Here is a 19,635-nt window from a genome sequence, read left to right on the forward strand (position 1 = left end):
CGCGGTTCCGAAAGGACCGCGCGCTTTTTCATATCTTCCAGCGCCTGAGAATGCGCGGTCCGATGAGCGTGATGACGAAGCAGCACGCCGCGACGACGCACAGCCCGATCGGCAGATTGCTGACCTGTGCAACGCCGCCGATCAACACCGGCCCGAGCAGCAGCCCGAAATACGCGAGGCCCGCGACCTGCGCGAGCCCTTCCGCGGGCGTCACGCCCTCGACGCGCGCCGCTGCTGCGAACAGCACCGGCATCATGTTCGCGAGGCCCAAGCCCATCAGCGTGAAGCCGGTCATCGTGACGATGGTGTTCGGCAGCAAGAGCGCCATCACCATGCCGATGAACGCAAGCCCCGCGCTGCCGAAGATCAGTTGCGGCGCGCCGAAACGCGCGCGCACCGCGTCGCCGCCGAAGCGGCCGGCCGCCATGCCGCCCGAGAACGCGGCGTAAGCGGCGCTCGACACCGACGGCGTGGCTTCGACGACATCGCGCATATATACAGTGGCCCAGTCGTACATCGCGCCTTCCGCGATCAGCGCGACGAGCGCGAGGCCGCCGAGCGCCCACAGCGCGCCCGAGCGCCAGCGATTCGATGACGACGCCTTCGCGTGCTCGTCGTGATGCGGAACGTGCGGCAGCACGGCGGGCATCGATACGAGCAGTACGAGCAGGCTCACACCGGAAGCGAGCGCGAGATGCGCCGCCGGCGCGAGTCCGTGCGCGAGCAATGCGCCGCCCGCGGCCGCGCCCGCCATCCCGCCGATGCTGAACATGCCATGCAGCGACGACATGATCGGCTGCGCCAGAGCCTGCTCGACCGCGCTGGCCTCGGCGTTCATCGCGACATCGAGCGTCGCCATGCCGAAGCCGAAAATCGCGAGCACGACGAGCAGCATCCAGTAAGAAGGCGTCACGAGGATCAGCGAGCCGCAGATCATCATCGTGATGCCGCCCGCCATGCACGCGGTGCGCGTGCCGGCGCGCGCGATCCACGATCCGGCGGTGAGCATCGCGAAGATCGAGCCGCACGCGACCGCCAGCAACGCGAACGAGAGCATGCCGGGACTGAGTGCGAACTTGTCGCGCACGGTGGGAACGTGCACGCCCCAGGAGGCGTACATCATGCCCGCGATGAAGAAGACGGCCATCGTCGCGTAGCGCGCGCGTACGCGTGTGGCATGCGGAAGAGTGCGATGTAGCGCGAGCGTCGGATTGGATTCGCAGGCGGCGGAGGCAGTGGTCGAATCGGACACGAATGAAATCGTTCTTTGAAGTTGCGCGGGATGCGATGACAACCGGACATGTTGCCATCGAACGCGAAGGCTTTCGATTCTATCGAACGGCCAGGCGACACGCTCGGACCTGCTGCATTACCATCGTCCGACCATTCACCCACGCACGAGGCCCGGATGAACATCCCGTCGCAAGCGCCGCTGAATCTGCTGCATCGCGTCTCCGAAGGCACGCTCGCCACGCTTACCCGCGAGCCGCGCGGCTTTCCCTATCCGACGGCGCTGCCGTTCGCGCCGACCGAGCGCCATGTGCCGATGGTGCTCATCAGCCATCTCGCCGAGCACACGCGCAATCTTCAGGCCGATGCGCGCGCGGGGTTTCTGGTTTCCCACGCGGCGGATGGCGGCATGCTGGAAGGCCAGCGCCTGACGATGCTCGGCAGTTTCGCGCCCGCCGCGCCCGAAGATCGCGAAGAGCTCGCGCGGCGCTATTTGCGGTATCACCCGGATGCGGCACGCTATCTGGAACTCGGCGATTTTTCCTTCTGGGTGATGTCGCTCGAGCGCATGCGTTATATAGGCGGATTCGGCGCGATGGGATGGCTCGGCGGAGAAGAACTGGATTCGCTGCCGCCGCTTTCGGCGGACGACGAATCGTCGTTATGCAAATATTTCGATGCTTACAGCGGCCGTCCGGAGAATCTCCGATTATTGGGGATAGACCGGTACGGCTGCGATTTGCTGCTCGCCGACATCCGCAATCGTTTTACATTCGATTACCCGAAACTGACGAACGAGGATTTGAAGGCCGCGGTTATCGATTGTTTTGAGCGTCAACGTAATATTTGAACGAGATAAATCCGAGACGTTGCGACCCGATTTCAACCGCATGGAACGCGCTGCAGAGCGGCTTTTTCGTGGCAAGTTGCCATCTCATGAAACTTTGCGACTGACTCGTTTGTCTTTGTTTTCATCCGATGCCATCGTCGAGTCGTCGTCGCGACTGGCAGAGCTTTTTAAGTCCGAAGAGCGAACAAGCGAACCTTCTGAGCTTTCGGCAATTGTTACGAAGAAAATTGCTAAACTTTTAATAAGTGGCGATTCGCACATGCCGCGTTATTGGGAACTGTGTTAATCTGCGTGCCAGTCCGAGGCTATACTGATAACTGAAAGCGAGCGCGCCGATTCGCAAGTCAGCAAACCACTTAGGGAATTGCCATGCCTTCATACAAGGAACTCCTCGCACAACGCGAGTCTCTCGAACGTCAGATTGAAGAAGCGAAGTCGCGCGAATACGCGGAAGTGCTTAATGAGATCAAGCAGAAAATGTCGGATTATGGCATCACGCTTCAGGAACTGGCTGGCGGCCGTGGCGCAAAAGGCGCGAAGGCCGCGCGCAGCCGCTCGGGCGTGGCGCCGAAATATCGCGATCCCGAAAGTGGCAGCACGTGGTCGGGTCGCGGCAAGCCGCCGAAGTGGATCGCCGGGCAGGATCGGGATAATTTTCTGATCGGCAAGTAATTGCAAAGCATCAATCGATGCATTCGAAGAGCCGCGTTACGTGACGCGGCTTTTTCATTTGTGCGATCAGATGAACGGTGTTTCGTCATTTGCCGAAGTTCGAAGACGGAGACACATTACACCGCGCTTGCGTCAACAGCGCGCAGGCCGAAAAACCGGGACGTCTCCTGAAGGAATATTGCGCCAGATAGCGGACTTGCGGCAACTCGGATCATCGTGGTTCTGCCGTCGAATTTCGGCGTTAATTTCCTCGGCGGATTGCTGTTCACGGTTCGCGCCGCAATGCCGGCTCGCGAGCGAACCGGGATCGCCAACCATCAGGATATTTCGCCCGTATCAGGCCGGGCGTGCTGGGTAGTTTGATTTTTATCGACTGGCTGAAAGGGAATTGGATGCGCGTTCGCCCATTGCATTACAAGGCTCTTCCAACGGACGCACCGATTCCGCGCGCTGGAACCAACGGTCCAAGCGCGCATTAGAAACGCGGCGCTAAACGCAATCCGTCAGAGCGGCAATTGCGTGTCGAACTTGATCTCTCGGAGCACAACGCTCGTTCGCACCTGAGCGACGGCAGGAATCTTGAAGATGCGATCGTGGAGAAAGGCGTCGTAAGCCTTGATATCGGGCGCGACGATCTTGAGGATGTAATCGGATTCGCCGGTCGTGCTATAGCACTCGGTGACTTCCGGGCAAGTGGCGATTTCGCGTTCGAATTGCTCGACGCCGCCTTCCGTATGCCGTGTCAAATGAATATGCGCGAGCGCGCAGACATGCAGACCGAGCTTTTCGCGATCGAGCAGCGCGGTATAGCGCTGAATGACGCCCGATTGCTCCATGTCCTTGATGCGACGCCAGCACGGCGTGCTCGACAAGCCGACCTGGTCGGAGATTTCCTGAACGGAGCGGCGTGCGTCCAGCTGCAGGAGACGCAAGATTTTTTGTGAGAATGTATCGAGAGTCAACTGCGCCTCCGTTCGGTCGCGATTTGACTCTCATAGTAGAGGCGTCGAAAAAGAAACGCAATGCAAACGCGCCCGCACTGAGGGAGTTTCCCTAACTCCCCCGCCTCAGGGCGCGGTTTTACCTTCAGTGTCGTCGCCGGATTCCTTCGCAAGCCTGGCCAGCTTCTCCTGCGAGATCCGCAGGTCGGCCAGCATGTTGCAAAAGAGTGCGCCTTGCTCGATTGCGTCGTCCAGCGCGACGTGCGTATGCGGCAGCTCGTCGAACCAGTGTTTCGGCAGACGCGGCTTGATGGCCTTGCGATACGGCAGGCCGGTCATCGCAAAGGCGAGCGTCTTGATGTCGAGCGCCGACCACGAAAACGGGCAGCGCTCGGCAAAGCGCATCATGTACCAGAACATATGCGTGAAGTCGAAGCCCGCCGGATACGCGACGAACACGGGCTTGCCGGGCAGCGCTTCCACCCATTCGACATAGGCCGGCAAGGCTATTTCCGGCTTCTGCAGATCCTTGCGGCATGCGGCCCACGCGTCGGGCTGCGTCTTCCACCAAGCCGCCTGAACCGGATGCGGCGTCGCGCCCTCGAGCGTTTCGAGATTCGCGGAGAAGGTGCCGATGAGCTGCTTGTCCGCGGTGTAGGCCGCGGACGCGAAGCTCAGCATCGAATGCGGTCCGGGAATCGGGCCATCGGCCTCGACATCGGTGCTGACGTAGATTTCGGGAATTGCGTTCACGCTGTCGCACCCGTTGCCGCGCCGTCGCGCACGAAAGGATTGCTGCGCCGTTCCTCGCCGAACGTCGATGCCGGGCCGTGTCCGGGAACGAAGGTGACATCGTCGCCGAGCGGCCAGAGCTTTTCGCGGATCGAGCGGATGAGTTCCGCGTGATTGCCGCGCGGGAAATCGGTCCGGCCGATCGAACCGGCGAACAGGACGTCGCCGACGAACGCCAGATTGTGCTCCCGACTGAAAAATACGACGTGACCCGGCGTGTGGCCCGGGCAGAAATAGACTTCCATCGACTCGTTGCCGAACTGCACGGCGTCGCCGTCGTCGAGCCAGCGTTCCGGCGTAAAGGCTTCGGCGTTCGAAAAACCGAAGCGCTGAGTCTGCGCGGGCAACTGATCGATCCAGAACGCATCTTCGCGATGCGGTCCCTCTATTTGTATACCGTAATGGTCCGCGAGCGCCTTGGCGCCGCCGCAATGATCGAGATGGCCGTGCGTGAGAAGAATCTTGTCGACGGTCACGCCTTGGCGTTCGACTTCCGCGATGATGCGTTCGATGTCGCCACCCGGATCGACGATGGCGGCGCGCTGGGTCGCTTCGCAGATCACGATCGAGCAGTTTTGCTGAAAGGGCGTTACGGGAACGAGAATGACTTTCATATGACTGACGTCGATGCGCGCGGGCCTGTAAAAACGTTCATTGTACCGGTGCGACCACGGGTCCGACGGCAGCGCGCGCCGCGACGGCGTTGCTCAAAAAAGCGGCAATTCTTACGCTCATAGCGAAAATCAATGACAATCCGATGGGTCGGATGAGCCGGACCACGGTTTTTTTGTATAATGGCACTACTTGTGCATGGATCAAACCATGCCGTCATTGGGCGAATGCCAAAACGCTAGTGCGTTTTTACAATCGCTGTCAGTACGCTGTTGGGGGCCAAAAGCCTCGCAATTGCAACTCACGCACCTCCAGTAGGTGCACACGTCTTGTCCGGCCAGACGCCGCGCGTCTGTCAGATGGCCTTTGCCGCCGTCACGCCGGATGGGGCCTACGCCGCCGTTCCTGCGCTCACTTGGCTTCACCAGCGCACGAACGTGATGCCACGTTCGATGGCGGCTTGTGGGGTCTGGTCAGGCTGCCGGGGACAGGTTGCGCCAGACGTGAACAATAACCGGGCGTTTGCGGCACGAGTGCGCCGCAGCCGAGCACAGTCCACCGTTCGCTTCAGCGAGCGGCGTTCTGCTTTGCACGGCAAAGCCTCGAGCAGCCTTGCGCGCGCCGACCAGCGCAGCGCGGCCGCTCCTTTATCGTTGAAAACACGTCTATGAATGCTCGATTTATTCGACATGTCGGGAGCCTGCTAGCAGTTGGCGTGCTGGCGGGTTGCGCCGCGCCGGGTTCGGGCGATGTCGCATCCAATCCTCAGAACACAAACTCCTTCAGCACGAGCAGTGCCCGCTCGACGGCGCCGCTCGCCTTCGATTCGCACCTTTCCGCGCTGCCCGCCGAGAAGCCGGCGCAACCGGCGCAGTCGCTTTCCGACGCCGAGCCGATCACGACCGGTCCCGACGCCAGCAACTTCGAGCAGAAGGGCAAGGCGTCGTGGTACGGACGTATGTTCCACGGTCGCAAGACCGCGAGCGGCGAGAAGTTCAACATGAACGCGATGACCGCAGCGCATCGCACGCTGCCGCTCGCGTCGTGGGTGCGCGTGACGAACGAAGCGAATCACAAGACCGTCGTCGTGAAGATCAACGATCGCGGCCCTTATGTGCACGGACGCGTGATCGATCTGTCGTATGCAGCGGCGGCGGTGCTCGGCATGCGCGGCGCCGGCACGCAGAAGGTGAAGATCGAAGGTCTCACGCAGCAGGAAGCGCGTGCGGCGCGCGAAGAGCAGGCTCAGGCGCTGGCCGACGACAGCGTGAACTGATCTCGCCGACAGCTTCGCAGAACCCGACGGGCCGTTATCGCAACGGCCCGTTTTTATTTCTCGTCGCGTTTGGCGAGCTTCAGCGCGCGTTCATACAGCGCATTGCGCGACGCGCCCGTCAATGTCGCCGCGATGCGCGCCGCGCTTTTCACCGACAACTCTTCCAGCAGCGTCGACAGCAGCGCGTCGTGGGCGTCGTCGGCGTCGTGCGCTTCGGGCGCGCCTTCGACGACCAGGACGAATTCCCCGCGTTGACGATTTGCATCGGCTTCGAGCCACGTTGGCCCTTCGGCCAGGGTGCAGCGATGCAGGCTCTCATGTAACTTCGTCAGCTCACGGGCGATCAGCAGTTGCCGTTCGCCGCCGAACGCGTCGCCGAGCGCGCGCACGGTTTCGACGATGCGATGCGGCGCCTCGTAGAACACCAGCGCCATCGGAAGACTTGCGAGTTTCTTCAGCTCCGACGCACGTTGCTTCGCCTTCGTCGGCAGGAAGCCGATGAACGAGAAGCCGCCGACGAACGCGCCCGCCGCGCTCAATGCGGTCGTGAGCGCGCTCGCGCCCGGCAGCGGGATGACCGGCAGGCCGGCCTCGCGCACGGCATCGACGAGACGCGCGCCGGGATCGGAGATACCGGGCGTGCCCGCGTCGGATACGCACGCGATGCGCTCGCCGTTCCTGAGATGCTCGATCACGCGTTCGGCGGCGCTGCGCTCGTTGTGCTCGTGCACGGCGATCGACGGCTTCGAAATGCCATAGCGCGCGAGCAGTTGCGCGGTGTTGCGCGTGTCTTCGGCGGCGATGCGATCCGCGAGTCCGAGCACGTGGAGCGCGCGCACGGTGATGTCCGCCGCGTTGCCGATCGGCGTTGCGACGATATACAGCGCGCCTGTCGGATAGTGCTGCCCAGCGGCGAGTTCGGAGATCTGAAGCATGAGCGCGGGCGTCGAAGGAAAGGTCGTCATTTTGCCATGCGCGATTCGGTGGCCCGCCGACAACTTTTACGGAGGAGCCGTGTCCAAAACGCTCGGCGACGCTTTCGAGTCGCACGCGCTCGCGTTCCTGCAGCGGCAGCGCATGCGTCTTGTCGCGCGCAACGTGACGTGTCGCGGCGGCGAGATCGATCTCGTGATGCTCGATGAACGCGGCGCGCTCGTGTTCGTCGAAGTCCGCGCGAGAAGAAGCAGGCGTTACGCGAATGCCGTCGCAAGCGTCGATGCGAAGAAGCGCGCGCGCCTCGTACATGCCGCGCAGCATTTCCTGACGACATGGCGCGGCGCGTTGCCTGCGTGCCGTTTCGACGTCGTCGCGTTCGATGCGGGCCGCATCCATTGGCTGCCCGATGCGTTTCGCGCCGACGAGGCGTGACTGCGGTTCATCGCATGATGCATGCGGTAAACTGCGCAACAACCGACGCCTTGAGCGTTCAAGCCACACACCGCGCACGTCGCGGCCGATGATCGAGAGTCGATGTCAGTCGAACGCATTCAACAGCAATTCCGCGACAGCGCGGCACTTCAACTCGAAGCACTCGACGCGCTGGCGGTTCCGATCGCGGCCGCCGTCGATACGCTTTTTGGCGCGCTCGCGAACGGCAACAAGATTCTCGTTTGCGGCAATGGCGGCTCGGCTGCCGATGCGCAGCGCTTCGCCGCGCAACTCATCGGCCGCTTCGAACGCGAGCGTCCGGGCTTGCCGGCGATTGCGCTGACCACGGACACGTCGATACTCACGGCCATCGGCAACGACTATGCGTTCGAGCAGATCTTCTCGAACCAGGTCCGCGCGCTCGGCCAGTCGGGCGACGTGTTGCTTGCGATCAGCACGTCGGGCAACTCGGTGAACGTGCTCGCTGCGATTCAGGAAGCGCACGAGCGCGAGATGATCGTGATCGCGTTGTCAGGCAAGGGCGGCGGCGCGATGTCCGACGTGCTCGCCGAAACCGATATTCATATCTGCGTGCCGGCCGAACGAACGGCGCGCATCCAGGAAGTCCATCTGCTGACCATTCATTGTCTGTGCGACGGCATCGATGCGATGCTGCTCGGCGACGACTGAAACTGAAAGGGGGAACGGAGTTGATGAACAAGACACGCGTCAAGGCGACGCTGGCCCAGGCCACGCTGATGGTGGGCATGTTGTCGGGAGTTGCATTGACGTTGCAGGGCTGCGCGCTCGCGGTCGTCGGCGCGGCGGCCGGCGGCACGTTGATCGCCACGGATCGCCGCACGCTCGGCGCGCAGACCGAAGATCGCGAGATTCAGGTGAAGGCGCTTTCGCGGATCAACGAGAACGTGCCCGATACGTCGCATGTCAACGTGACCGTGTTCAACCGGCGCGTGTTGCTGACGGGCGAAGTGCCGGACGACGCATCGAAGGCGAAGGCCGAGGCGGTGGTGCGCGACATCAATAACGTCGGCAGCATCGTCAACGAGCTGTCGGTGCAGGGCGCGAGTTCGTACTCATCGCGCGCGAACGATTCCTACCTTGAAGGACGCGTGAAGACTGCGATGGTCGGCGAGAAGGACTTGCACGCGAACGACTACAAGGTGGTGTGCGAGCGCAGTGTCGTTTATCTGATGGGGCTCGTCACGCCGGACGAAGGCGCGCATGGCGCGGATGTCGCCGCGCGCGTGCCGGGCGTCGAGCAGGTCGTGAAGGTGTTCCAGTACATCAAGCCTGAAGAGGCGCAAGCGCTGGAAGCGGCGGCCGCGTCGGGCACGAGCGTGGCGCCGGCGGCAAGCGCGCCGGCTGAGGCGACGGTTGGCACGGTGCCTGATTCGGGCGTGACGTCGCGTCCGCTCGATACGCAATCGCCCGCGCCCGTGAAGAACTCGGATGTGCGTCCGGGGAATGCCAATCCGGCTTCGACGGTGAAATGAACATGATGCGTTCGATTGTCGGCGCGGTGATCGTTGCCGCGTCTTTTGGTGTGTCTGCTGCGGAGCAGACGGGTTCATCCGCGAATGCGATGGCGATCGCGCGCAGCAACGCGTGCATGGGTTGTCATGCGATCGATCGCAAGCTTGTGGGGCCGTCGTTTCAACAGGTCGCCGAGAAGTACAAGGGCGATCCGCAGGCGAGCACGATGCTTGAAAAGAAGGTGAAGAACGGCGGCGCGGGGGTGTGGGGCTCGATTCCGATGCCTTCGCACCCGAAGATGAACGACGCGGATATCAAGACGGTCGTGTCTTGGATTCTGGCGGGGGCGCCGCAGAAGTGAGCGTTGATTGAAGTCGTCTGAAGGCTTGCCTGACGGCGATTTTGCTGTGGTACAATTTTGATTCGTTGGGGGGGTAGCTCAGCTGGGAGAGCGTCGCGTTCGCAATGCGAAGGTCGGGAGTTCGATCCTCCTCCTCTCCACCAACAAACATTCCAAGCACGTCCGAAGAAGTCCCGAAACCCCGCAGCCAGTAAGGCTCGCGGGGTTTTTTCATTCCAGTGTCATCCAACATAATCCGCTGTCATGCAACGTCATAGGGGGCATCTCCTGGGGGCACGCAGAGCCGCGGCGCAAGCGATGCCCCCAGCCACGATTTCTCGACGCGTCGACGCGCTCTTCAGCCCACTGAATCACGGCTTAAAAGATTAAGCGTCTCCCCGCTCAGGGGGAGTAGGCACCCACGTCCATGAGGCACCCGCGTTATATCCCGATACAAAAAAGTTCTAACGCGCGCCGTGCAAACCCTTGACCTCTGTAGGGATTTCAGCCGATTCTACCTAGCCGATGTTTGGTATGAGGAATGCGGTGTCATTGACGGATGTTGCTATAAGGAACGCGCGCTCCAGGGAGAAGGCATATCGACTCACCGATGGTGCTGGGATGTACCTGGAAGTTACCCCATCTGGCGGAAAGCATTGGCGGCTGAAATATCGATTTTCTGGAAAGGAAAAGCGACTGGCTCTCGGCTCGTATCCGTTGGTCTCGCTAAAAGACGCCCGTCGGCGCCGTGACGACGCTCGCCGTTTATTAGCAAACGGCATCGATCCAGGCGCTGAGCGTCGTATTCAGAAGGCGGCCGCTGTCGCTCGTTCGGCCAATAGCTTCGAAGTTGTTGCCCGTGAGTGGTTTGCTCGACAGGCTCCGACGTGGGCCAAGTCGCACGGCGATAAGGTCATTGCTCGCCTTGAAAATGACGTTTTTCCGTGGCTAGGTGGCCGGCCAATCGCCGATATCGCCGCACCGGACGTGCTCGCTGTTCTCCGCCGCGTCGAGAAGCGCGGAGCCGTGGATACGGCTCACCGTGTCCACCAGAACTGTGGCCAGGTGTTTCGCTACGCAATAGCGACAGGACGTGCATCGCGAGACGTGTCTGCCGATCTACGTGGGGCTCTGGCGCCTGCGCAACACACGCACTTCGCGGCTATTACGAATCCACAGCAGGTCGCTGAGCTCTTGCGCGCGCTTGACGGTTTCCAGGGCACCTTTGTTGTGCAATGCGCGCTTCGGCTTGGTCCACTGCTCTTCGTTCGGCCGGGAGAACTGAGAACCGCGCAATGGAGGGACTTCGATCTCGAACGCGCGGAGTGGCGCTACAACGTCTCCAAGACAAAAACCGACCATCTTGTTCCGCTTTCTGCCCAGGCAGTGAGCATCCTCAGCGATCTTCGTGCGCTCACAGGTCACCGGCAGTTTGTGTTCCCCGGACGCGACCCCTGTAAGCCGATGAGCGGCGCGGCGGTCAATGCCGCGCTTCGGAGACTTGGCTACGACACGCGAACGGAGATCACAGGACATGGATTCAGAGCGATGGCTCGAACCATTCTTCATGAGCAGCTCCGATTCCCGTGCGAGGTGATTGAGCATCAGCTCGCCCATAGAGTCGCCGACAACCTGGGAACAGCCTATAACCGGACGAAATTCATCGACGATCGCGTGCGGATGATGCAGGTTTGGGCAGATTATCTTGACGAGCTCAAGGCAGACGCGCCCACCGCGGCCGACGCAGCACGCTAGGCTCATCACAGCTATGCGTGGGCATGCCGATGGACCTCATCGACTATCGCTATTGGGTAGCGCTCGACAGGTGGACCGTCAAGGAAGCGGCGCTCTTGCTCGACGCGAAGGATCCTCGTCAACATGCCGCATTTTCCATCCGCTCTAAGACAAAGCAGCCCGAGTACGAGCACGCGAAGCAAATCGCCACTGTAATAAAGCGAACTAATTGGGGGCAGCGCTACGGAATCTGCAAGTGGCAAATAAAGGAGGATCCACTTTACATTTGCGATGCAGTTCGACGTGCCGGTTTCATTTTGCCGCCACAGTTGGTTCGTGAGCTCGCGAAGCGTCAGACGCGCGCGAAGTCACGAGTTGCACCGCGATTCGACGACGAAAATGAAAATAAAAGCGCGGCGACGAAGGAGCGTCACGCCATGTTGAAGTTAATCATTGGGCTTGCCATGGGTGGTTATAGGATGGATCCAGATGCGCCTCGAAATCTACACGCGAAGGAGATGAGGATTGACCTTGAGCATGCAGGCGTTCCCTTGGACGACGCAACCATCAAGAAGTATCTTGATGAGGCGCGTCGGCTCAGGAAATCGATCATCGACGACGGACAATCGAAGGAGCGACCCTGATATAAGCTCCTACTCGATCTGACACATCGAACTACGCTTCTGCCGAAGACCCGTGGATGCTCCAACGCCTCGGACAACGAACGAGGCATTGCTTGGAGAGGTCCATATTGTCCATGGTGAAGGCGACTGTTTGTCAGCATCGCTGGACGTTGGGTGAGAGATTACGTCCGGCGTGAATTAAGTTCGATTCGACTCGGGTGTCCCGAGGTCCGGAACGTCGCCCCGGTAGGGCCGCGTTGTTGTGCATCGGCCGGTGTTGCTGATGCGGCAGTTGGGTCAAACGGGTCTGACGGCATCCCGTATCTCCGAGAGCGACACGATAGTGGGTGCACGGCCAACGCTTTACGACGCAGCCGGACATCGGAGCCTTGCTCGACTTAGTCCGTCTTGACCTTATGCGGCTTCGGCGGAGCCTTCACCTTGTTGTATTCAAACTCTGGCGTGTCCTTCAGCGCCTGCTTAGTCGCGCCTGCAAGATAGAAGTTGCCCTGGCGATTCTCGAGAGACGCAACCGGCACCGCGACGTCGTGTGTTGCTACTCCGAGAAAACCGCCAGCGGCGATCACGACCGCAGACACTGTGGCATCAGGCGTAACGATGAGGTCTTTGATCGCGCCGATCTTTTCGTTCTTGTCGTTGTAGACAGCCTTCCCAAGAATCCCTTTCTTCGCGCTCCAACCCTGCAGCAAAGCCTCTGATTGTTGGACAGTGACGCTAAGCGGCTGGGTCCCTGCTACCTGCGCATGAGCAGAAATGCCGGCTGCGCTGATGATTGTTGCTATTGCAAGTTGGTAAGACACTCTCATAAGTCGCCTCCCTCACTGGAAAAGCTCTCCGAGTTGCAAATCCTGGGCCCGGAACCTCCCGTCCCGTGTCAGCGCGCGCCGCGCATTCGCCGTGTAGAGATCAAGGCACGGGAGCCGTGCGACTTACCAAGAGGTGGTCGTCAAACATCAGTTTCATTCTGTCCGAGTCAGACCCCTCTCGCGTCCTCGCCAACGCGCGTGATTCCGTGCGGCTGAGATAGATCCGCGTATCTGCACTCGCAGCATTTGTACGAATAGCGAAATTTCCACTTAACCAGCAACCCGGTCGGTCGTGCACTTCATGGCGCTGAGCCATACAACATATCGACCATCATCCGAATTCGGACGCGGACTGCGTCCTATTGGGACAAGTTCGAGGCCTGCAAAGCGAAGCTGTCGCCTGGCGTTCCGGATTGGCTGGAACACATGCTCCCGAAGAGGCAAGGCGATGAAATTTCAGACTTCACAAGCGATCCTGAGAAGGAAGCAGGTCGAAGAGCTAACAGGGCTTTCGCGATCCACCATCTACGCTCGAATAAGCGAGAGAACATTTCCCGCGCCGATCGCACTTGGGCCGCGCGCTGTCGGTTGGCGTCTGGGCGACATAGAGGCGTTTCTCGTCGCGCCCGCGACCTACCGTGCGGGGGACTGAACATGCCTAGAAGCTTAGCTTCGGCGGAAACCTTGCTTCGAGCGCGTCGGCAACCGGCCGTCGAAACGCGCCGTTGTGAAGCGCCGGCGGTCGACGCAACGGAATACGAGATGCGCGTCAGCGCGTTCATCCTCAAGCACGGTAAGAGCGAGGTGAGCGTGCGCGTCAGCGTGTCACATCGGGCGAAAAGAAAAAGGACCGGCGCAATGGCCGGCCAAACTGACAACCCCCATGAGGATACTAGTCGAGCAAGAGCGCACAGGCTATTGGTCAAGTACGAAAATGCGCGTGGCTCAACGGAGGGGGCGTGGCGCGCTGGTGCTCGAAGTGCGGTGCTCGAAACACCGCAATCAACAGTTCATCGAATCCGGCGCTCAGTGGCGGTTTTTCCCGCTATTGGCTTTGCTTTGGTCGGCGAAGGCAAAGCGGACTATCGTTCTCCGTTGATCAACGATCGCTCATTGCGCGATGTCGTGCGTGGCCAGTGCGCCGTCGTCCGGAGTTACGGAGCAAAAAAAATGGCTGGCCGCGAGGCCAGCCCAAGTGCTTTCCGAAGGATGCGTTTGCATCTTACGTGGGGCACGCGATCAAGACTATCAGTCGCGTACGAAATTGCGATCGGCTTGACGGACGCAGAAACGATCGTCTATCCTCGAAAGCGTGGGAGGAGACACCTCCCACTCGGGATTGGCGTCTCGAAATGTACAAGGCGGACAACCGCCGACCGGCGGTATTTTTTCGTCCGCTGCCATGCGTTCGCCTTCAATGGCCGGGCCTTGGTGGGGGAGCGCTCGCGCTCGCCGGTTTCCTTGTACGCCGGTACGCCAACCCTATCTTGTGCCTGGCCACCCCAATTGGCGTTGGGGGCTAGGTTCGTCGAACCTGTACAAGGAGGCCTTAGCATGCGCCCCGCTATCCCCGCTCGTTCTGAGCAACGACAATCCCTGCTGCAAATCCAAATCATCAATCGTGCGTTGCGTGACGCAGCGCTCGCGCCCAGCGCGAACGAGGCGCTCGACTGCTGCGCCGACGCGCTTCTTCACCTCGCTGAACTTGCTCGCGCGGAGGTGGCACATGGCTAAGGAAATCGACCTCAAAGAGATCGCCTCGCTGATTGGAGCTGCTTCGGTTGAACTCGATTGCGCCTCTCAATCATTCGCTGACATCTCGGCGCTGTTCAATGCCCTCGGCGCGCTCGCTGATAACCCCACGCTCGTACACCAGCTCTCCGCTCTCGGCGCTCGTATGAGCGAGGCGAATGCCGCCGCCTACGAGGAGGAATGCGCAACCTATCGGGAGCACGGCGTTAACTTGGCGGAACAGATCCGCTCAGTCGATAGTCAGGAGGCGAAGCATGCATGACATCTACGAGTTTTCCGCAAGAGCATGGCAGATCCACGATGTGCTTCAGACGCTCTTCTCAGCACTTCCTGAGGACAAAGAGAACAGTGCTGTGCCCGTTTCCGGTGTCGTGGGCTTGTTGACGACCCTATCGCGCGAGCTTGCGAGCGAGCTCTCCGACGTCAAGGCTATTGAGCCGATTTCGCATGACGAGCGCGCTCAGTACTCCTCATCAGGAGATGTTTGACTATGGAAAATCAAGAACACGTCATTCTCGATATTCAGAAGAGCCCAACGCAGCGGATCCGCGTTTCGCATCGTTGGTTCAAGGGTCGCCAGTACGTTGATGTCCGTCTTCTGGTGGTGAATGCCGCAGGTGACTTTGTCCCGACGCAGAAGGGGCTCATGGTGCGTCCGGAGTTGCTGCCGCAGGTAATTCAAGGCCTGACGCTCGCATCACAGGAGGCGCTATGAACGAAAACTACGAACTCGGCATTCCCATCGCTGAAGGCGAGTACGCGAGCCCTACTGAATGCGTTCTGATGTGCGGCTTCCTTGTGTTCCACGCAAAGAAGGTTGACGACGACGTACGCCAGTTTGCCCGCCGTGTCCTCGATGTTGTCTTAGCAGCAGCTGCCGAACGCGGTTTTCACCGCGTCGATCTGCTCGAAACGCTGATGGCCAAGGGCGATCCTTCGTCGCGCGTGGGCAAGCTTGCGCGACAAGCGACCGCGGCGATCGGCGACAACCTCGCCTTTGCTCGCGTGATTGCACAGGCAGGCGTGAGTGCGGGAGGTAAGAGATGAGCGCTGTCTTTGACAATCGCCAGCGGATCCTCGAAGCCCTTTCGTTCATCCCGCCGGACGTGGAGCGCGATGTGTGGTTCCGCGTTGCTGCCTCATTGAAGCATGAGGAAGGCGACGCAGGCTTCGACACTTTCGATCAATGGAGTCAGGGAAGTCCGAGTTACGCTGCCGCCGACGTTCGCGACACATGGCGCTCGATCCGTCCCGACGGCGGCATCACCATTGCGACCTTATTTGCTATCGCGAAGAGATACGGTTACAACCCGCGCGCGAAGCCGGCCACCGCCGTTGATCCGGCGGAAGTCGAACGCCGCCGTGCAGAACGCGACGCCCGGACGCAGAAAGAGGAGCTCCAACGGGCGAAGGACTGCAAGCATGCAGCCGCACTGGCGATCACCGTCCTCGAGAAGGCACAGCCCGCACGCGACGATCATCCGTACCTCCTGCGCAAGGGAGTTACTGCTGTCAGCACGCTTCGCGAAATTGACGCGCTGAAGCTTCAGAGGCTCCTTGGCTATCGCCCGAAGTCCCGCGGCGCGCAACTCGAGGGGCGAGTCCTCATCGCGCCAGTGACGATCGACGGTGCAGTCTCGACAATAGAGATGATCGACGAAAGCGGGCGCAAATCGGCGCTAGCGGGCGGCGCAAAGGCCGGCGGCGGCTGGTTCGTGGCCGATATCAAAAGAGACTGCGGCCGTATCCTGATCGCGGAAGGTGTGGCAACCGCGCTGTCAGCTCATCTTTGCACGAGCCATGCCACGGTGGCTGCGCTCTCTGCTGGCAACCTCATGAAGGTCGCTCAGAGGATGCGAGCTGCCTTTCCCAATGTCGAAATCGCCGTCCTTGCCGACCTCGGAAACGGGCAACAAAAGGCGTTTGAAGCGGCGAGAGCCGTCGCGGGCGCCGTCGCCCTGCCCGATTTTGGCGATAAACGCTCCAAGGACGATACCGACTTTAACGACATGCACACGCGGTTTGGAGCGACGGCTGTCGCCGCGCAGATCGGAAGGGCTTCGAGCCTTGGTGGCGGGGATCAGTCCGATAAGGGTCGTGTGCCGCGCGGCTTCTCCGTAAGAAAGGAAGGCGTGTTCTACACGGACGACGACGGCATGCGGCACTGGATCTGCTCGCCCCTTCACGTTCGTGCACTGGTACGCGATCGCGCCTCGGAGAACTGGGGTCGGCTGCTCGAATGGAGCGACGCCGATGACCATCCGCACAGGTGGGCGATGCCGATGGAAATGCTGCGTTCGGACGGTGCAGACATGCGAGGCGAACTCGCTCGGCTGGGTCTGGACATCTCGCCGAGTTTCCGCGCCCGCAACAAGCTGACGGAGTACGTGACGACGGCCAAGCCGAAAGCGCGAGTTCGATGTGTGACGCGTACGGGCTGGCACAACGGCGCGTTCGTGTTCCCAGACCGGACGATTGGTGAAGCGGATGAGCAAGTGTTGTTTCAGTCGGAGGTTGTGATGCGAATGTATTCGCAAACGGGAACGCTGGAGGAGTGGAAGCGAGGTGTCGCAGCTTACTGTTCGGGCAATTCCCGGATGCTCGTGGCGGTGTCGACCGCGTTTGCCGGGATGATGCTTGCCTTTTCGGGGCAGGAATCTGGTGGGCTGAACTTCGTCGGCGACTCGTCGACCGGTAAGACGACGGCCCTTCGTGCGGCCTGCAGCGTCTACGGAGGTCCGGATTATTTGCTGCGTTGGCGTGCGACGTCAAACGGCCTCGAAGGTCTTGCCGCACTTCATAACGACACACTCCTTGTGCTCGACGAGCTGGCTCAGGTTGACCCGCGTGAGGCAGGCGAGATCGCCTACATGCTGGCAAACGGCACAGGCAAAGCGCGCGCGGGGCGAAGCGGCTCGGCGCGCGCACGTCAGTCATGGCGGTTGCTATTTCTGTCGGCTGGCGAGATCGGACTCGCGCAGCACATGCAAGCGGGTGGGAAAAAGGCGAAGGCGGGCCAGGAAGTACGTTTGGTTGAGATACCCGCTGATGCTGGTCAGGGCTTTGGTCTCTTCGAGACCGTGCACGGGCAAGCCGGCGGTGCGCAGCTGTCGGCGTTAATCAATCAGGGCTGCGCAAACAGCTATGGCGTGGCGGCAATCGAAATGCTCAACGCAATAGCAAAGGAGCCAGATGTGATCGAACAGTACCTGCGCCGCGAAACGATCAAGTTTTTGGCCGAGAACCTACCGGCAGACGCGAATGGACAAGCGCATCGCGTCTGCCAGCGGCTTGCCTTGATCGGTTTGGCGGGCGAATATGCGACGGATCGTGGGATCACTGGGTGGCAAGGTGGCGAGGCGTCGTCCGCGGCGGCCATTTGCTTCAGAGCGTGGCTAGAAAATCGAGGCGGCTCGGGTAATCACGAGCATGCCGCGATTCTCTCTCACGTCAAAGCGTTCTTTGAAGCGCACGAGGAATCCCGATTTACGGACCTGAATGATGTTTCGGACCGACCGACCAGCAATCGAGCAGGATATAAACGATTAGCGGCGGGTGCGCCGGAGTACCTCGTTTTTCCGGAGGTCTTCAAGCGCGAGGTGTCTCAGGGCTTCGATCCAAAAAGTGCGGCAAAGGTGTTAGTAGATGCAGGTTGGATTCGCATTTCACCTGACGGAAAGTATCAGCGTGTTGAACGCATTCCAGGAAAAGGAAGCACACGCCTTTATGTATTTACCTCTCGCGTCTGGTCTGCATAACGTTTCTCTCACGATCATTCAAAAGTCGGTGTAACAGGTGTAGCAGGTGTAATCCATCCCGCAAAGTCTTGTCCCATAACCTTTCCAGCGTTACACCGACAACGCCGTTGCGTTACACCGTTACACCGGCGCGGCTGACCGATGAGGCCTGCGTTACACCTCTTGGTGTAACGCAGGCGAGATGTAACAGAAGAGGTGTAACGCTGGGAGGCCCGCCCAGCTTCAGTTCGCGGAAGGCGTTACACCTGCTACACCGGTTACACCGAAAGGCATGATGGAGTAGACGGAGTGCAAAGCAGCCGAGCGTTTGTTAGGAGGAGTGTCATGAATGGATCGTGGTATTCCCATTCGAACGTTCATGGCGGCTCAGTAAGTGCCCGGTGCCTCGGCGGCGCAAGCGGCAATTGAAAGTCTAGACTAGCGGCCTAAAACGAATCTTACTTATCCGATTGTCCGATGACGTCTCCTTGACTAGTCTCGTCCGTTCTGATTGATCCGGAGATTGCGATGCGAATAAGAGTTGTCTGTGCCGGCGGCCATCTGATTAGCGCTTTGGGAATCGGGGCGGCCGTTCGACAGTGCGCAGGAATCAGGCCGATTGCTACGACGCATTACGCTGATACGCTGGCGAAACTCGCTTCGGATTGCGACGTCATCGTTGCTGACCTGCAGAGCATCTTGTCTCGGGACAATTTCATCGGCGAGCCATTGCTGACACGCATACGGGCGGGTCATATCGACGTAGGCTTGGTCCTGCATTCTCGCAATAAAAATCCGTCATATCTTGCAATGCTCTCTGCTATGAAAGGCGTGCATTCTGTGCTCAACGAGGAAGACGTCGGTATGGAGCTGGAGGCTGCCATCGATGCAGCGCACATCCGCCGCAAATTCGTTTCTTCGTCGCTTAGCAGGTACGCGGCTAAGATGCCCAGGCGTGGCCAAAGTTATCAACCGCTAACAGCGTGTGAGATCGATGTATTGAAAGCCACGTTGGCTGGCAAATCACTGACGGATATTGCATTGGCACGCCACCGCTCTAAGCAAACTATCTGCACCCACAAAACGAACGCTATGCTCAAGCTAGGTGTGGCGACGACCGCGGAGCTTTTCCGGCTGTTCTCCGAAGAAGACGTCTGCATTCTCCACGACAGAGCATTGCCATTCACAATGTGAAGAGCCCCCGCATTCGGAGCTTCCGAATATTTGCTTCCCGCACGAGAAATGGATTGAAAGACCATTGTCGACGAGTTTGGTGCCACGCTAGCATTCGGCTACACGTAGCAGCCGTCGGTTGTTGACCTCGCGCCGAACGCGAGCGGCGCTCTGTCCGCAAGTATGGTAAAGACCGGTTGTCCAATGGCGCCAT

23 protein-coding genes and 1 tRNA gene are annotated in these 19,635 nt (G+C 60.2%); 18 read left to right on the forward strand and 6 right to left on the reverse strand.

What is annotated here, in order from left to right; genetic code table 11:
* Positions 1-28: 28 nt before the first annotated feature.
* Positions 29-1,252, reverse strand: coding sequence for an MFS transporter (locus NCS00_RS00320; protein WP_250438614.1), 1,224 nt, complete (start codon positions 1,250-1,252; stop codon positions 29-31).
* A 156-nt stretch (positions 1,253-1,408) separates the two neighbouring features.
* Here NCS00_RS00320 and NCS00_RS00325 point away from each other — a divergent pair, with 156 nt between their 5' ends.
* Together NCS00_RS00325 and NCS00_RS00330 are read left to right on the forward strand one after the other, a co-directional pair.
* Positions 1,409-2,080, forward strand: coding sequence for a HugZ family pyridoxamine 5'-phosphate oxidase (locus NCS00_RS00325; protein WP_250438615.1), 672 nt, complete (start codon positions 1,409-1,411; stop codon positions 2,078-2,080).
* A gap of 369 nt (positions 2,081-2,449) precedes the next feature.
* The gene (locus NCS00_RS00330) at positions 2,450-2,752 is read left to right on the forward strand and encodes an H-NS histone family protein (protein ID WP_008352299.1); all 303 of its coding nucleotides are present in this window, start codon (positions 2,450-2,452) and stop codon (positions 2,750-2,752) included.
* 503 nt (positions 2,753-3,255) lie between these two features.
* Here NCS00_RS00330 and NCS00_RS00335 read toward each other — a convergent pair.
* The 3 genes from NCS00_RS00335 to NCS00_RS00345 all read right to left on the reverse strand — a co-directional run bounded on the left by NCS00_RS00335 (position 3,256) and on the right by NCS00_RS00345 (position 5,099).
* The gene (locus NCS00_RS00335; RefSeq protein WP_008352298.1) at positions 3,256-3,714 is read right to left on the reverse strand and encodes an Lrp/AsnC family transcriptional regulator; all 459 of its coding nucleotides are present in this window, start codon (positions 3,712-3,714) and stop codon (positions 3,256-3,258) included.
* Positions 3,715-3,819: 105 nt separating this feature from the next.
* Entirely contained in the window at positions 3,820-4,446 is a 627-nt protein-coding gene (locus NCS00_RS00340; RefSeq protein WP_175979687.1) for a 3'-5' exonuclease family protein, read from the reverse strand.
* Positions 4,443-5,099, reverse strand: coding sequence for an MBL fold metallo-hydrolase (locus NCS00_RS00345; protein WP_250435385.1), 657 nt, complete (start codon positions 5,097-5,099; stop codon positions 4,443-4,445). The genes NCS00_RS00340 and NCS00_RS00345 overlap by 4 nt, the downstream gene beginning before the upstream one ends.
* Positions 5,100-5,764: 665 nt before the next feature.
* Here NCS00_RS00345 and NCS00_RS00350 point away from each other — a divergent pair.
* A complete protein-coding gene (locus tag NCS00_RS00350) occupies positions 5,765-6,373 on the forward strand; it encodes a septal ring lytic transglycosylase RlpA family protein (protein ID WP_033536464.1) in 609 nt (202 codons plus the stop codon).
* Between the two features lie 53 nt (positions 6,374-6,426).
* On the opposite strand, the gene rsmI is transcribed toward NCS00_RS00350, so the two are convergent.
* On the reverse strand, positions 6,427-7,308 hold the full coding sequence (rsmI, locus tag NCS00_RS00355) for a 16S rRNA (cytidine(1402)-2'-O)-methyltransferase (RefSeq protein ID WP_175979689.1): 882 nt from the start codon (positions 7,306-7,308) through the stop codon (positions 6,427-6,429).
* Between rsmI and NCS00_RS00360 the strand changes: the two genes are divergently transcribed.
* The 7 genes from NCS00_RS00360 (at position 7,307) to NCS00_RS00390 (ending at position 11,953) form a co-directional block, all read left to right on the forward strand.
* Complete coding sequence (locus NCS00_RS00360) at positions 7,307-7,741, forward strand: YraN family protein (protein WP_250438621.1); 435 nt, start codon at positions 7,307-7,309, stop codon at positions 7,739-7,741. The two genes, rsmI and NCS00_RS00360, sit on opposite strands and share 2 nt — an antisense overlap.
* A gap of 102 nt (positions 7,742-7,843) precedes the next feature.
* Positions 7,844-8,431: a phosphoheptose isomerase gene (locus NCS00_RS00365; protein WP_175979691.1), complete on the forward strand. Its 588-nt coding sequence runs from the start codon at positions 7,844-7,846 to the stop codon at positions 8,429-8,431.
* A 23-nt stretch (positions 8,432-8,454) separates the two neighbouring features.
* The gene (locus NCS00_RS00370) at positions 8,455-9,255 is read left to right on the forward strand and encodes a BON domain-containing protein (RefSeq protein ID WP_008352287.1); all 801 of its coding nucleotides are present in this window, start codon (positions 8,455-8,457) and stop codon (positions 9,253-9,255) included.
* Positions 9,252-9,596, forward strand: coding sequence for a c-type cytochrome (locus NCS00_RS00375; protein ID WP_008352285.1), 345 nt, complete (start codon positions 9,252-9,254; stop codon positions 9,594-9,596). Before NCS00_RS00370 ends, NCS00_RS00375 begins: the two co-directional genes overlap by 4 nt.
* 67 nt (positions 9,597-9,663) lie before the next feature.
* Positions 9,664-9,739 (forward strand) — tRNA-Ala (locus tag NCS00_RS00380).
* 382 nt (positions 9,740-10,121) lie between these two features.
* Positions 10,122-11,330, forward strand: a complete 1,209-nt coding sequence (locus tag NCS00_RS00385) for a tyrosine-type recombinase/integrase (RefSeq protein WP_250438630.1) — start codon at positions 10,122-10,124, stop codon at positions 11,328-11,330.
* Between the two features lie 29 nt (positions 11,331-11,359).
* On the forward strand, positions 11,360-11,953 hold the full coding sequence (locus tag NCS00_RS00390; protein WP_250438632.1) for a hypothetical protein: 594 nt from the start codon (positions 11,360-11,362) through the stop codon (positions 11,951-11,953).
* A 377-nt stretch (positions 11,954-12,330) separates the two neighbouring features.
* On the opposite strand, the gene NCS00_RS00395 is transcribed toward NCS00_RS00390, so the two are convergent.
* A complete protein-coding gene (locus NCS00_RS00395) occupies positions 12,331-12,759 on the reverse strand; it encodes a PRC-barrel domain-containing protein (protein ID WP_250438634.1) in 429 nt (142 codons plus the stop codon).
* A gap of 448 nt (positions 12,760-13,207) precedes the next feature.
* Between NCS00_RS00395 and NCS00_RS00400 the strand changes: the two genes are divergently transcribed.
* The 8 genes from NCS00_RS00400 (at position 13,208) to NCS00_RS00435 (ending at position 19,442) form a co-directional block, all read left to right on the forward strand.
* The gene (locus NCS00_RS00400) at positions 13,208-13,411 is read left to right on the forward strand and encodes a helix-turn-helix transcriptional regulator (RefSeq protein WP_250438636.1); all 204 of its coding nucleotides are present in this window, start codon (positions 13,208-13,210) and stop codon (positions 13,409-13,411) included.
* Positions 13,412-14,313: 902 nt separating this feature from the next.
* Positions 14,314-14,493, forward strand: coding sequence for a hypothetical protein (locus tag NCS00_RS00405; protein WP_250438638.1), 180 nt, complete (start codon positions 14,314-14,316; stop codon positions 14,491-14,493).
* On the forward strand, positions 14,486-14,773 hold the full coding sequence (locus NCS00_RS00410) for a hypothetical protein (RefSeq protein ID WP_250438640.1): 288 nt from the start codon (positions 14,486-14,488) through the stop codon (positions 14,771-14,773). The genes NCS00_RS00405 and NCS00_RS00410 overlap by 8 nt, the downstream gene beginning before the upstream one ends.
* Positions 14,766-14,999 (forward strand): hypothetical protein, encoded by a 234-nt coding sequence (locus NCS00_RS00415; protein WP_250438642.1) that lies wholly within the window; start codon positions 14,766-14,768, stop codon positions 14,997-14,999. The genes NCS00_RS00410 and NCS00_RS00415 overlap by 8 nt, the downstream gene beginning before the upstream one ends.
* Positions 15,000-15,001: 2 nt before the next feature.
* Positions 15,002-15,226: a transcriptional coactivator p15/PC4 family protein gene (locus NCS00_RS00420; protein ID WP_250438645.1), complete on the forward strand. Its 225-nt coding sequence runs from the start codon at positions 15,002-15,004 to the stop codon at positions 15,224-15,226.
* Positions 15,223-15,558: a hypothetical protein gene (locus NCS00_RS00425; RefSeq protein WP_250438647.1), complete on the forward strand. Its 336-nt coding sequence runs from the start codon at positions 15,223-15,225 to the stop codon at positions 15,556-15,558. Before NCS00_RS00420 ends, NCS00_RS00425 begins: the two co-directional genes overlap by 4 nt.
* Entirely contained in the window at positions 15,555-18,269 is a 2,715-nt protein-coding gene (locus NCS00_RS00430) for a DUF927 domain-containing protein (protein WP_250438649.1), read from the forward strand. Before NCS00_RS00425 ends, NCS00_RS00430 begins: the two co-directional genes overlap by 4 nt.
* Before the next feature lie 507 nt (positions 18,270-18,776).
* A complete protein-coding gene (locus tag NCS00_RS00435) occupies positions 18,777-19,442 on the forward strand; it encodes a LuxR C-terminal-related transcriptional regulator (protein ID WP_250438652.1) in 666 nt (221 codons plus the stop codon).
* Positions 19,443-19,635 lie beyond the last annotated feature (193 nt).

Origin of the sequence: Caballeronia sp. AZ1_KS37, from assembly GCF_023631165.1 — a bacterium.
Lineage (GTDB): Bacteria > Pseudomonadota > Gammaproteobacteria > Burkholderiales > Burkholderiaceae > Caballeronia > Caballeronia zhejiangensis.